Below are 13,218 nucleotides of genomic sequence, written 5' to 3' on the forward strand. Positions count from 1 at the left end.
CGCTGCCTTCGATCGACACTAGCGCCCCGGCACGCTCGGGCGCCATTCGGGAGCGGCGAAAAACGTCGATCTTGACGACCCGATTCACCGATATCGTCGAACTTCCCGGTCTCGAGTGTTCTCGCACCGGATCCGACGTTAAGAACGGTGATTCTTGACGCCTATGCTCCGCCCAGCGCCTGTCGCAGCAGGTGCATGAGTGCCGCCAGCTGCACCGGCTCTGCGGCCGACTCCTCGACCGCTTCACCGTCGAGAGCGCGCGCCGCGAGCCCTTGCTTCTGGTCGATCAGCTCCGCGATCTTCGTGTCGATCGTGTGCGCGGCGATGATCCGCCACGCGGTGACCGGCTCGCCCTGGCCGATGCGGTGCACACGGTCGATCGCCTGCGTCTGCTCGGCGGCCGTCCACGACAGCTCGGCGAGCACGACGTTCGACGCGGCCTGGAGGTTGAGCCCGACGCCTGCCGCGGTGAGCGAGCAGACGGCGATGCCGACCTCGGGGTCGCCGTTGAAATCGTCGATGGCCTGCTGCCGGACCGTGGAGGTCTGGTCGCCACGGATCGACACCGAGCGGATGCCTGCCGCGGCGAAGTGCGCCTCGGCCTGGTCCATGACGTCGATGTGCTTCGCGAAGAACACGACCTTGCCGACCGAGCGCTGCAGTTGAGCGGCATAGTCTGCAGCCAGCGGCGCCTTGGCCTGACCGATGCGACGGACCATGGTGAAGACGTTGTCTCCCCCGGTGCCGGCGGCCTTGGACTCCTCGAGCTCGTTCTGGGCGACCAGCCGCACGATGTCCTCGTCGATCTCTCCCGACGCGAGCCCACGGTCTCCGCGAGCCTCGATGATACGGCGGTAGCGAGCGGCGAGCCGCTCCCCCAGCTCGCGCTCGGCCTGGCGGATGCTGCGCCCGAACTCGTCGTCGAGCTGCACCGGCAGATCGGCGATCAGCTTGTCCGGGAGATCGGCGGCGACGTCCTTCTTCTTGCGACGGACGATCCCCATGGAGATCACCGCATCGCGGGCCTCGGGATAGAACGCCTTGTCTGCCGGGGTGAACCCTGTGGCGTCGAGCTTCTCCATGAGCTCAGGGCCCGGCTTCTCACCGGTGGTCCAGCCGAGGAAGCGCCAGATCGCGTCGAAGTCCTCGACGTCGTTGATCAGCGGCGTACCGGTAAGGGCGAGCATCAGAGGATCGTGCCCCGGAGTGCGCTCGCGCACCTGGGCGGCCAGCGACAGCACGTTCTGCGACCGCTGCGAGGAGAGGTTCTTGATGAAGTGCGCCTCGTCGACGACCATCCCGCGCAGGCCGATGGAGGCGAGCCACGACATGTGCCGGTCGAGGATCTCGTAGTTCACGATGAACACGTCGGCGAACGCGTCGATGTCATCGCCGTCGCCCTGGATCACCGTCGCCCGGCGCTGGGGCGTCCAGCGCTCGACCTCGCGCGCCCAGTTCATCTTCACGACGTTGGGCACGACCACCAGCAGCGGATATGCACCCGCGACGGAAGCGGCGAGAACCGACTGCGCGGTCTTGCCGAGACCGGGCTCGTCGGCGAGAAGGAAGCTGCGGTGTCCGGCCTTGACGGCCTCGAGGAACCGGGACTGATGCACCATGACCTCGAGGCCCTTGGGCGAGATGTGGTCGAATTCCGGCGCCGGCGGCAGATCCATCGACGCGGCGGACCCACCGGCCCCGGTCTCGAAAGCCTTGTACAGCGGACCCATGAGCTCCCAGCCGTCGAGACGGCGGCGCGGCGTGGCCGTCGAACGCGGCGTCAGGTCGGGAGCGAGGAAGGGGTTGGCCAACTGTCGCGCCTCGACGGACGGCGGGGTGACCTGGCGCTCCGCGATCGCTGCGGGGATCGCGGAGATCTGCACCGGTGCGGCATCGGCGATGATGAGCTCTTCCGGGGCGAGTTCGGCTCCGGATTCGAGCAGCCAGTCCCGGCGCATGCGCTTGGCCACCGGCGATGTCGCCTGGTCGGCTTCCAGGAGCTGGATCAGTGAGGTGTCACGGGCGGCCGTCTTCGCGAGGATCGTGGCCACGCCGTCGAGCCGCTTCAGCAACTCGGCGCGTGCGGGATCGCCGATCTCGGCATCCGCCTTCACCCTGGCGCGCTCTTCGCGCACCAGGAAGGCGATCACCTGGAACTTCACTCGATTCGTGGGACCGAGCTTCCCTCGCTGCGACTTCGCCTCGATCTCGCGCACCTTGCGCGCGAGGATCGGGATGAGGGGTGCCTCATCGTCGCGACGGGACGTCTTCTTGCGCCGCGTGGCGGCGGTTGCCGTAGTCGGCATGCTCCTCCTGAGCGTGAAGGCTCCGGCTTCCCCAGGAAACCATGAGCCGTTCTCGTTGTCCGCGTGTGGCGTGAGCCAGGACCGTACGAACAGTGGATCTTCTTCCCGCCGGGGAACGCGAGAGTCGCGAAGTTCGGCGGGAGCCGATGATCATTCTATGCCATCTCGCTCGCTCAGCGGAGATCGCCCACGCCGAGCCGTCCATCCCGCACGGTCGAACCGGCGATCCGCTCTCGGCTAGGACGAGAGCCCGAGAGCCCGCGCCGCATCCGTGACATCGGCACCCATCTGCACCATCAGCTTGTCGATGCCCTCGAAGGCCACCATGCCCCGCAGCCGCTCCACGAACTCGACCGTGACGTCGTGCCCGTAGAGGTCGAGACCCGTCTCTCCCAGCACGTGAGCCTCGACCTGTCGCACGAGGACGTCGTCGAAGGTGGGATTGGTCCCGACGGAGATCGCCGACGGATGCCGGATCCCGGTGTCGTGGTCGACCAGCCAGCCCGCGTACACGCCGTCCGCCGGCACGAACGCATCGACGATGGTCGAGAGGTTCGCCGTGGGGAACCCGAGTTCCCGCCCGCGCTTGAGTCCGTGCACGACGACTCCGCGCACATCGGGATGGCGTCCGAGCACGGTCGTCGCCGCAGCGACGTCGCCCTCCATCAGCAGCTCGCGGATCCAGCTCGACGACACGCGTCGCGTGGAGCCGGGGAGGTACACGTCGTCGATGACCTCGACCGAGAAGCCGTGACGAGGACCGAGCTCGCGCAGAAGCTCGGGGGTACCGGCTCCCCGAGCGCCGAAACGGAAGTCCTGCCCGACGAGGACCGTGGAGACCCGAAGGGCTCCGACGAGGATGTCGACGACGAAGTCCTCAGCGCTGCGGGCGGCGAGTTCCTCGTCGAACGTGAGCACCAGAGTGGCGTCGAGCCCGAGCTCGCCCAGGAGGTCGAGCTTGCGCTCGACCGTGACGACATTCTCCGGGCAGCGGTCGGGGCGGATCACGGCCAGCGGGTTGCGGTCGAACGTGACGGCGACCGACCGGCTGCCCGTCGCTGCAGCCGCTTCCTCGAGGCGCTCGATCACGGCTCGGTGGCCGGCATGGACGCCGTCGAACTTGCCGATCGCGACCGCGCTCGGTCCGAAGTCGTCCGGCACCTCTTCCGGGCTGCGGAAGACGATCACGCGCCGACCTCGACCGGACGCACGACGTCGGCCGGGCGGTGCGTGCGCAGCCACCAGATGCCGAAGAGGGGCAGAACCAGCGGAATGAACAGGTAACCGCGCCCGAACAGCGACCACACGGTCTCATGCTGGAACAGGTCGGGCATCAGAAGGCTCAGCACCCCCACCACGAGGACGCCGGTGAGCTCGAAGACGATCGCGACCCAAGCGACCGAGTACCAGCCGCGGCGGCGGGCCAGGACGAGGGCGAGTGTGGCGAGGATGTACACGACGGCGGCGAGTGCGGAGAGCGCGTACGCCAGCGGCGCCTCGTCGAAGCGACGGACGATCTGCACGAAGCTGCGTCCGGTCGCGGCCAGCGCCATCACGGCATAGACGATCACGAGGACGCGACCGATTCCGGTCATCCGAGAGGAGGGGGCGGTGGAGCTCATAGCGCATTCCATCCTAGAGCCGCAGGAGAGGTCGGGTCTGCGCTCCGACCCGCCGCGTCACGCGATCTGGACGGACCAGATGACCTGCATACGCCACAGCATCACCGCGATCGCGAGCGCCGCCACCCCGAGGATCACCGTGCTCCAGCGACTGCGCTCCATGAGCGCCCACAGCACCGCGCCGACGGGCAGGAGCACCGCGGAGACCAGGTAGACCCAGTACTCGAGCAGGTCTCCGGTCGGAGGGTTCCCGGTCAGCGGCGCAACGATGGCGACGATCACCTGCACGATGAGCAGCACCTCGACGAGGGCGAGGGCGCCGACGCTGAAGTCGCTCGGCCGTTTGCCGATCAGACCCGCGACGAGACAGAAGATGCCGGCGGCGACGGCGATGACGATCTGCGCGATCGTGAGCCACAGGATCATCGGTCGCCCTCCGGCATGTTCATGGCGCTCTTGAGGTCGGCACCGCGCTTCTCGACGATGCCGATCAGGAGCCCCTCCGGGTCGATCGCTGCACCGATCGTCTCTTCGAGGCGCGCGGCCTGGCCGCTCAGCCGCTTGCCGTGACGGAGGTCGCGTGCCTCGTCACCGGACATCTCCAGCACGGGGAGGATCCTGCCGGCCGCCTCGCCCGGGGTCAGAGTCGTGGCGCCCTCCAGCGCGTCGAGACCGACCGCATCGGACACATCGAACGGACCGACCCGCGTGCGGCGCAGCGCGGTGAGGTGACCGCCGACGCCGAGCGAGGCCCCGAGATCGCGGGCGAGGGAGCGGATGTACGTTCCGGACGAGCAGTCGACGACGACGTCGAGATCGAGATGGCCGTCACCTCGCCTGGTTGCGAGCAGGTCGAAGCGCGACACGACGACATCGCGTGCGGCGAGCACGACCTCTTCGCCGGCGCGCACGCGCTCATAAGCGCGACGACCGTCCACCTTGATCGCCGAGACGGCGCTGGGAACCTGGGAGATCTCACCCGTGAGCTGCGTGATGCCGGCCGACACCGCCTCATCGGTCACCGCGTCCCACGCTTCGGGCGCGGCCGTGGTGAGGATCTCCCCTTCCGCATCGTCCGTGCCCGTCGTCTGGCCGAGACGGATCGTCGCCACGTAGGTCTTGTCCGCACCGACGATGTAGGTCAGGAGCCTGGTCGCGCCTTCGATGCCGATCACCAGCAGTCCGGTCGCCATCGGGTCGAGTGTTCCGGCGTGCCCCACCTTGCGGGTGCCGAACGCGCGTCGCGTGCGGGCGACGACGTCGTGACTGGTCAGCCCTGCGGGCTTGTCGACGAGGAGGATGCCGGGCGAGACCATCCCCCCAGCCTACCGAGCGCGCGAGCGGGATCTGCGCGTGCGGATGCCCGGTGGCTCCCCTCTCCTGGCCGTCGATCCGCTCGCATAGGCTGGACGGGTGCCTCTCCCACCGGCCTCTCTCGAGCTGATGTCACCCCTGCCGACGTGGTATCGAGCGACCGCTCGCGACCTGCCGTGGCGTCGACCTTCCTTCCATGACGAGTTCGGCGCCTGGGGCGTCCTGGTGAGCGAGTTCATGTTGCAGCAGACGCCCGTGACGAGAGTCATCCCTCACCTCGAGGCGTGGTTGGAGCGGTGGCCGACGCCCTCGGAGATGGCCACCGCATCGACAGCGGACGTCGTGCAGCAGTGGGCGAACCTGGGATATCCCCGGCGCGCGCTGTGGTTGCACCGTGCCGCGGTCGAGATCACCGAGCGGCACGGGGGGATCGTTCCGCGAGAAGTGGACGCCCTGCTGGCCCTTTCCGGTATCGGTGACTACACCGCTCGCGCCGTCGCGGTGTTCGCCTACGGCGACCGGCATCCCGTGGTCGACACGAACACCCGACGGGTGCTCGCGCGCGCCGTCGAGGGCAGGGCGCAGCCGGGACCCCCTTCGCGCCGGGACCTCGACCTGATGGCCGACCTGCTGCCGGACGATGTCGCCGAAGCTGCGGTGTTCAATGCCGCAGCGATGGAGCTCGGCGCCACGGTGTGCACGTCCCGGGCGCCGCGGTGCGAGCTGTGCCCTCTCGCCGGCAGCTGCGCATGGCTGGCCGCCGGGAGACCGGACACGGGTGATGAGCGCCGACGCCAGGCCGCATACGAGGGGTCCGACCGACAGGCCCGCGGCGCGGTGCTGAAGCTGCTGCGGAACATCGACCCAGACGCCGTCCCGCTCGACGCCGTCCTGCCGGACTGGCCCGATCCCGGGCAGCGTGATCGGGCTATCGACTCGCTCATCGCCGACGGACTCGCCGAAGCCGATGGGGTCTCTCTGTTCCTGCCGCGGTGACGACGACCGGCTCAGGCGCGACGGCTCAGAGGTGCTGCTCTGTGCGGTGGGCGAGCACAGTCAGCTCGACCCGGCTCCGCACGCCGAGCTTGGTGAAGACCCGCCCGAGGTGGACTTCGACGGTGCGGACGGAGACGTTCAAGGCTTCGCTGATCTCGCGGTTCGCCGCACCGCCGACCGCGCGCATCGCCACCTCCAGCTCGCGCGCCGTGAGCTGAGGCGACCAGGCCGCGCGGCACGCGGAGAGAGCGCCGACCGAGGAGACGATGCTCCCCTCTCTCGCATCGAGCCGATCCAGTCTGCCGCGCACCGCCCTCGCCCACGCCGTCGCACCCGAGAGCTCGAACAGCCGTTCGGCGTACTGGAGGTGGATCCTCGCCGAGGAGTGATCGTCGCGAATCGCATGCTGTGTTCCGAGCATCGTCTCCACTCGCGCCCTGGCGAACGGCGAGGTCAATGTGCGTGCGATGTCGCGGACCTCATCGCTCTCGGCACGCCACCGCCCGTCGCCTGCCGTCGCGACACGGACCCGCAGGCGCTGGGCGAGCGCGATCTCCGGAGGCTCGATGGACGCCTCCGTCGTGGTGCGACCGGCAGAGATGAAGGCCAACTCGTCCAAACCCGGTACCGCCATCGTGGTCTGCGGCCCACCGAGATCGGACCACAGCCGAACCGTGGCGGCGGCATCGTCGAACGAGCCGGCGAGGAATGACTGGATGCCGCGGTCCACGAGGAGGTCGATCTTCGCTCCCCCGGGCAGGGCGACGGTGAGTGATCGGGCGAAGGGTCCCAGCTCGCCGAGCACCGCCAGATCGAGGCGTCTGGCGAGCACCACTCCCAATCCGGCGAACGGCATCGCGATCGGAAAGGAGAGCGCCGCCTGGATCAGCCGGTCCCGCGCGACACCGATGTCACCCCGCCACACGAGCAGCAGTACCTCGACGACGGCGCGATACGCCTGAACGACCGGGCTGTGCTCGTATCCCGGCACGAACGGGTCGGGCTCGCCGGACAACGCAGATTCGTCGGTCGCGATGAGACGCAGCGCCAGATCGACGTCCCCCTCCAGGGCGGCGCGCAGCGTGCGCAGCATCCCGCCGCTCACCGGGCCGGACCCCGCGACTTCTTCGATGTCGCGGTCCCCGACGAGAAGCCAGCTCAGCGCCACCACGGGATCCCTCAGCTCATGCTCGGCACCGATCCGGGATGCGCCGTCGCGGAGCGCGTCGAGCCACGTGCGCATACCGCGACGGTCGCCGCGTTCGGCGCAGAGTATCGCGGCGAGGGCGGCCGCCCTGGTCCAGTGATGCCAGTCGTCCTCGTCAGGTGTCTCCGGCCGCAGCGACGTCGGATCGACCTCGGGAACAGCACCCTGCACGACGGTCTGGGCGACGATCAGCGCCCCCAGACCTGCCAACCGGTATCGCTCGGTACCGTGCGGGTGCAGGGCCCCCAGCCACGCGGCCGCCTCCGCAGCGAACCCGGCGCCCACCGCCGACGCGCCGGCGACGAGGCGCGCCTCGTCCTGGTCTTCGCCCACCGCATGCTCGCAGGCCTCCCTGGCGAGCAGCAACGCACGATCCGGGTACCCCGCCTCGCTGAGCTCCCTGGCGATGAGGGTGAGTTCCGGCGCGGCGGTCGGCTCTGCCTCGAGCGACGCCCGCGCCCGATGCCAGTCCGCGCTCACTCGTTCGCCGCGACGGCGGAAGACCGCGCTCAGTCGCCCGTGCACCGCCGCCGTCTCTGCCGCACTGGTGGTCGCCCGCAGCCAGATCGCCAGTCGGGCGTCGATGAAGCGCATCCGACCGGCGTGCACGGCGAGGTGCGCACCGACGCGGGCGGAGGTGACCTCGGCCGCCGAGCGCCCGTCGAATTCGAGAATCGGATCGAGAGCATCGTCCAGGCACACCGCGAGTGCGAGAAGCAGCCTGCGATCGCGTTCGTCGAATGCCACTCCCTCGAACCTCTGCGCGATCGCAGGCACCAGCGGCAGGGGCGTCGGCGCCGGGCGCAGACCGTGTCGTTGATCCGGCGTCAACCGCTGGACGACCTCACGGATCGTCGCCGCGTCCGCGTCCAGATCATCGGCGAGGCGAGCGAGCACGTGGGGCGCGCAACCGAGATCCTGCTCGAGCAGCTCCTCCAGGAGGAGCCCGACGGCAGCGGGCGCGATAAACGGCCCCCCAGACGTGTTCGCACCCTCGATGCCGATCCCCCTCAGCTTCGCGGGACGCCGTCCCGCGAAGCCGAGCGTATCAAACGGCGCTTACTCCGCGTCGTCGTCGGTACGGTACGGGTCGGCGTCGCCGGCGTGGGAAGCCGAGGACGCGAGCTTGGCGACGTCGGCATCACGCTGCTGCGCTTCACGCAGCAGCGCGCCGATGTGGTCGGCGTTCTCCGGAAGCGCGTCGGGAATGAACTCGAGGGTCGGCACGAGCCTGGTGCTCAGCTGCCGTCCGACCTCGCTGCGCAGCATTCCGGTCGCCGAGGTGAGCGCCGCACCGCTGGAGATGCGCTCCTCCTCCGTGCCCAGCACCGTGTAGAACACCGATGCGTGCTGGAGGTCGCCGCTCACGCGGACGTCGGTGATGGTGACGAAGCCGAGGCGCGGATCGCGCAGCCCCTTCTCCAGCCGTTCGGCGAGGATCACGCGGATTCGATCCGCGAGACGGGCCTGTCTTTCGCCTGCCATTGTTCTCTCCCTGTCCAGGAACCCTCAGGGCGTCCCCCGTCTCCGTGCTCCGGAAGGAGCAGGAGAGGGAGACGCCCGAAGGTGTTTCGAATTGATCAGCCGCGAGGCTTCTCGACGAGCTCGGTCGTCTCGATCTCATCACCGATCTGGATGTCGTTGTACTTTCCGAGTCCGATACCGGCCTCGTAGTCCGTACGGACCTCGGTGACATCGTCCTTGAAGCGACGCAGCGACTCGATGGCAAGGCCATCGGCCAGCACGACGCCGTCGCGGATGACGCGGGCCTTGGCGTTGCGCGTGATCGTTCCCGATCGCACGATGACACCGGCGATGTTGCCGAACTTCGAGGAGCGGAACACCTCGCGGATCTCGGCCACACCCGACTGGATCTCTTCGTACTCCGGCTTGAGCATGCCCTTGAGCGAGCTCTCGATCTCGTCGATCGCGTTGTAGATGACGGAGTAGAAGCGGATGTCCACGCCTTCACGGGCGGCACGCTCGCGTGCCTTCGTGTCGGGGCGCACGTTGAAGCCCACGATGATCGCGTTGTCGATCGTCGCCAGGTTCACGTCGGACTCGGTGATCGCACCGACACCGCGGTGGATGATGCGCAGCTGCACCGAATCATCGACCTCGATCTTGAGCAGCGACTCCTCCAGGGCCTCGACAGCACCGGAGACGTCACCCTTGATGATGAGGTTGAGCGACTCGACCTTGCCGTCTTCGAGAGCACGGGTGAAGTCCTCGAGCGAGATGCGCTTGCGGGCCTTGGCCAGCTGGGCGTTGCGCTCGACTGCTTCACGCTTCTCAGCGATCTGGCGGGCCATGCGGTCTTCCTCGGTGACGATGAAGACGTCACCGGCACGGGGCACCGAGTTCAGACCCTGCACCTGCACCGGACGCGACGGGTAGGCCTCGAGGACCTGCTCGCCGTTCTCATCCGCCATGGCACGCACGCGGCCATAGGCGGTGCCTGCGACGATCGCGTCACCGATCCGGAGCGTTCCGGACTGGATCAGCACCGTGGCGACCGAACCGCGGCCCTTGTCGAGCTTCGCCTCGATGGCGACACCGCGAGCACCCTTGTTCGGGTTGGCGGTGAGGTCGAGACCAGCGTCGGCGGTGAGCAACACGGCATCCAGCAGTTCCTGGATACCGGTGCCGGCACGAGCGGACACGTCGACGAACATGACGTCGCCACCGAACTCCTCGGCGACCAGGCCGTACTCGGTCAGCTGCTGACGCACCTTCGAGGGGTTGGCGTCGGGCTTGTCGACCTTGTTCACCGCGACCACGATCGGCACGTTCGCCGCCTGCGCGTGGTTCAGCGCCTCGACCGTCTGCGGCATGATGCCGTCGTCGGCTGCGACCACGAGGATCGCGAGGTCGGTGACCTGCGCACCACGGGCACGCATGGCGGTGAACGCCTCGTGACCCGGGGTGTCGATGAACGTGATGGCGCGCTCGATGCCCTCGTGCTCGGTCCAGACCTGGTAGGCACCGATGTGCTGGGTGATGCCGCCGGCTTCGCCCTCGATGACGTTGGTCTGACGGATCGCGTCGAGCAGTCGCGTCTTACCGTGGTCGACGTGACCCATGACGGTGACGACCGGGGGACGGATCTCGAGGTCGTCTTCGCTCTCGGCTTCCAGCTCGGCCTCGAGGTCGAGACCGAAGCCCTCGAGTAGCTCCTTGTCCTCATCCTCGGGCGAGACCATCTGGATCTTGTAGCCGAGCTCGGCACCGAGGACCTCGAACGTCGCCTCGTCCAGCGACTCGGTGGCCGTGGCCATCTCGCCGAGGTTGAAGAGGATCGTCACGAGGGTTCCGGGCTGCACCGTGTAGCCGGTCAGCGTCTCGATCTTGTCGGCGAAGTCCGCGATCGATGCGCCGCGACGCATGCGGATGATCTCTCCGTTACCGCGGGTGACGTTGACGCCACCGACGACCGGAGCACTCCGCATCTCGAACTCTTGCCGCTTCGCCCGCCGCGACTTGCGCTGCTTGCTCTTGCCGCCGCCCTTACCGAAGGCACCTGCGGTACCACCGCCGGGGCCGCGGCCACGACCGCCGCCGCCACCAGGACGACCGGCGAAGCCGCCGCCGCCACCGGGACGTGCTCCGGGACCACCGGCACCGCCGGGTCCACCGGCACCGCCGGGGCGACCGGGGCCGCCGGGACGCTGCTGGAACGGAGCACCGGGACGACCGCCCTGGCCACCGCGAGGTGCACCGGGACGAGGCGAGCCGGGACGCGGTGCACCCGGACGGGGTGCGCCGGGACGCGGAGCCTGCGGACGGGGGATGTTGCCAGGCGTCGGACGCTGGCCCATGCCCTGCGCGGACGCGAAGGGGTTGTTGCCCGGACGGGGACCGGCCGGACGCTGGCCCATGCCCTGCGCGGAGGAGAAGGGGTTGTTGCCCGGACGCGGAGCGCCAGGGGTGGGTGCGCCGCCTTCAGCGGGCGCGGATGCCTCCGGGGCTGCCGGCGCAGGAGCCTCTGCCGCGGGGGCAGGAGCGGGCGCGGCAGGCGCGGGCGCCGCGGGGGCCGGAGCCTCCGGGGCAGGCTTGGGACCGGGCTTCGGACCCGGGGTCGGCGCCGGCTTGGCAGCGGAGCCCGTACCGGGCTTCGCCGCGGACGCCGCGGCAGGCTTCGCCGCAGGAGCGGCGGGGGCTGCGCCCTTGAGCGAGCTGTCGGCCTCGATCGCCGCGCGCAGCTTGCGCGCCACCGGCGGTTCGATGGTCGAAGACGGGCTCTTCACGAACTCGCCGAGTTCCTTGAGCTTTGCAAGTGCGATCTTGCTGTCGACGCCGAGTTCGGCGGCGATCTCATGTACGCGTGGTTTACCAGCCACAATTCTCCTGTCTGAGTCGGTCCACCCAGACAGGGCAGACCACTAGTCGCGGACGGGTCTCATTTCGAGCCGTTCACTTTGTTTCCATAGCTGTTCAGCCTTTGTTTCTTGGTGGGTGCTGTTCGAAGGTCCGTGTGTCCAGCTGAGTGGTCACACGCAGTGCTCGTCCGAAAGCTCGTCGCCGCAGAGCGGCCTGGATGCAATCAGGTGTCGGATGCACCCACGCGCCGCGCCCCGGCAGGACAGCACTCTCATCGGGGATGAGGGTGTCGTTCTGGGCCACCACCCGAAGAAGGGCGGAGCGGGGAGCACGCGTGCGACAACCGACGCACGTTCGTACGGGTTCCATCTTACACCTGCGTTTCACCCCGCCTCGCCCGTTCCCGGGCGCGGCGGAAGGCCGAAGGGGATCAGTCGAGGACGCTGTCCGGCTGGATGTCGATCTTCGCACCGGTGAGCTTGGCGGCCAGACGCGCGTTCTGACCCTCCTTGCCGATCGCCAGCGACAGCTGGTAGTCGGGCACCAGGGCGCGGACGGCCTTGGTGCCGGCATCGAGCACGAAGGAGCTCGTGACCTTCGCCGGCGAGAGGGCGTGGGCGACGAAGGTCGGCAGATCGGCGTCGTAGTCGACGATGTCGATCTTCTCCCCCGCGAGCTCCTCGGTCACGGCGCGCACGCGACGACCCATCTCGCCGATGCAGGCGCCCTTGGCGTTGATCGACGGGTCGTTCGCCTTGACCGCGATCTTCGTGCGGTGGCCGGCCTCGCGGGCGAGCGCGACGATCTCGACCAGTCCCGCCGCGATCTCCGGCACCTCGAGCGCGAAGAGCTTGCGCACGAGCCCCGGGTGGGTGCGGGAGACGGTGATCTGCGGACCCTTGAGTCCCTTGGCGACGCTCGTGACGTACACGCGCAGGCGTGAACCGTGGGTGTACTCCTCGCCCGGCACCTGCTCCTCGGGGGGCAGGATCGCCTCGACGGCTCCGAGATCGACGTGGATCATGCGAGGGTTCGGGCCCTGCTGGATCACGCCGGCGACGATGTCGCCCTCTTTGTCCTTGAAGTCACCGAGCACGACGTCATCCGCGATGTCGCGCAGACGCTGGCTGATGACCTGCTTGGCGGCGAAGGCCGCGATACGCCCGAAATCGTCCGGCGTGGCGTCCTCTTCGCCGATGATCGCGCCCTCTTCGTCCTTGACGACCTGCAGCACGGCGACGTGGCCGGTCTTGCGGTCGAGGTCGACGCGAACGCCCTCGGGCGTGACGCCGTCGGCGGCGACGTGCTTGGAGTACGCGGTCAGGATCGCCTGCTCGATGATGGCGACGAGTTCTTCGAAGGGGATCGCCTTCTCCTTCTCGATCCCTCGCAGCAGACTCAGTTCGATGTCCATGACGGCCTCTCTATTCAGCTCTCGTCGCGCCTGTTCGCA

Annotated in this window: 11 protein-coding genes; 1 reads left to right on the forward strand and 10 read right to left on the reverse strand. The window is 68.8% G+C overall.

Annotated features, from left to right (window positions below; all coding sequences use genetic code 11):
* Nucleotides 1–161: 161 nt before the first annotated feature.
* The 5 genes from ASD13_RS10090 to truB form a co-directional block, all read right to left on the reverse strand.
* On the reverse strand, nucleotides 162–2,306 hold the full coding sequence (locus ASD13_RS10090; RefSeq protein WP_055868785.1) for a DEAD/DEAH box helicase: 2,145 nt from the start codon (nucleotides 2,304–2,306) through the stop codon (nucleotides 162–164).
* Nucleotides 2,307–2,543: 237 nt separating this feature from the next.
* Entirely contained in the window at nucleotides 2,544–3,494 is a 951-nt protein-coding gene (locus ASD13_RS10095; RefSeq protein ID WP_055868787.1) for a bifunctional riboflavin kinase/FAD synthetase, read from the reverse strand.
* Nucleotides 3,491–3,928, reverse strand: a complete 438-nt coding sequence (locus ASD13_RS10100; RefSeq protein ID WP_373695298.1) for a hypothetical protein — start codon at nucleotides 3,926–3,928, stop codon at nucleotides 3,491–3,493. Before ASD13_RS10100 ends, ASD13_RS10095 begins: the two co-directional genes overlap by 4 nt.
* Before the next feature lie 57 nt (nucleotides 3,929–3,985).
* Complete coding sequence (locus ASD13_RS10105; RefSeq protein ID WP_055868790.1) at nucleotides 3,986–4,354, reverse strand: hypothetical protein; 369 nt, start codon at nucleotides 4,352–4,354, stop codon at nucleotides 3,986–3,988.
* The gene (gene truB / locus ASD13_RS10110) at nucleotides 4,351–5,244 is read right to left on the reverse strand and encodes a tRNA pseudouridine(55) synthase TruB (protein WP_055868792.1); all 894 of its coding nucleotides are present in this window, start codon (nucleotides 5,242–5,244) and stop codon (nucleotides 4,351–4,353) included. The genes ASD13_RS10105 and truB overlap by 4 nt, the downstream gene beginning before the upstream one ends.
* 127 nt (nucleotides 5,245–5,371) lie before the next feature.
* Between truB and ASD13_RS10115 the strand changes: the two genes are divergently transcribed.
* On the forward strand, nucleotides 5,372–6,238 hold the full coding sequence (locus ASD13_RS10115; RefSeq protein ID WP_055868794.1) for an A/G-specific adenine glycosylase: 867 nt from the start codon (nucleotides 5,372–5,374) through the stop codon (nucleotides 6,236–6,238).
* Nucleotides 6,239–6,263: 25 nt separating this feature from the next.
* Here ASD13_RS10115 and ASD13_RS10120 read toward each other — a convergent pair whose 3' ends face one another.
* From ASD13_RS10120 to nusA, 5 genes are all read right to left on the reverse strand, one after another.
* Nucleotides 6,264–8,342, reverse strand: a complete 2,079-nt coding sequence (locus ASD13_RS10120) for a helix-turn-helix transcriptional regulator (protein ID WP_055868795.1) — start codon at nucleotides 8,340–8,342, stop codon at nucleotides 6,264–6,266.
* Between the two features lie 162 nt (nucleotides 8,343–8,504).
* Nucleotides 8,505–8,930, reverse strand: a complete 426-nt coding sequence (gene rbfA, locus ASD13_RS10125; protein ID WP_021199404.1) for a 30S ribosome-binding factor RbfA — start codon at nucleotides 8,928–8,930, stop codon at nucleotides 8,505–8,507.
* 95 nt (nucleotides 8,931–9,025) lie between these two features.
* Nucleotides 9,026–11,785 carry a translation initiation factor IF-2 gene (gene infB / locus ASD13_RS10130; protein ID WP_055868797.1) on the reverse strand — a complete coding sequence of 920 codons (2,760 nt, stop codon included), beginning with the start codon at nucleotides 11,783–11,785 and terminating at the stop codon, nucleotides 9,026–9,028.
* A gap of 94 nt (nucleotides 11,786–11,879) precedes the next feature.
* Nucleotides 11,880–12,134, reverse strand: coding sequence for a YlxR family protein (locus ASD13_RS17180; protein WP_081603931.1), 255 nt, complete (start codon nucleotides 12,132–12,134; stop codon nucleotides 11,880–11,882).
* 61 nt (nucleotides 12,135–12,195) lie between these two features.
* A complete protein-coding gene (nusA, locus tag ASD13_RS10135) occupies nucleotides 12,196–13,179 on the reverse strand; it encodes a transcription termination factor NusA (protein ID WP_055868799.1) in 984 nt (327 codons plus the stop codon).
* Nucleotides 13,180–13,218: the final 39 nt, after the last annotated feature.

It is taken from the genome of Microbacterium sp. Root1433D1, assembly GCF_001426835.1.
Taxonomy (GTDB): Bacteria; Actinomycetota; Actinomycetes; order Actinomycetales; family Microbacteriaceae; genus Microbacterium; species Microbacterium maritypicum.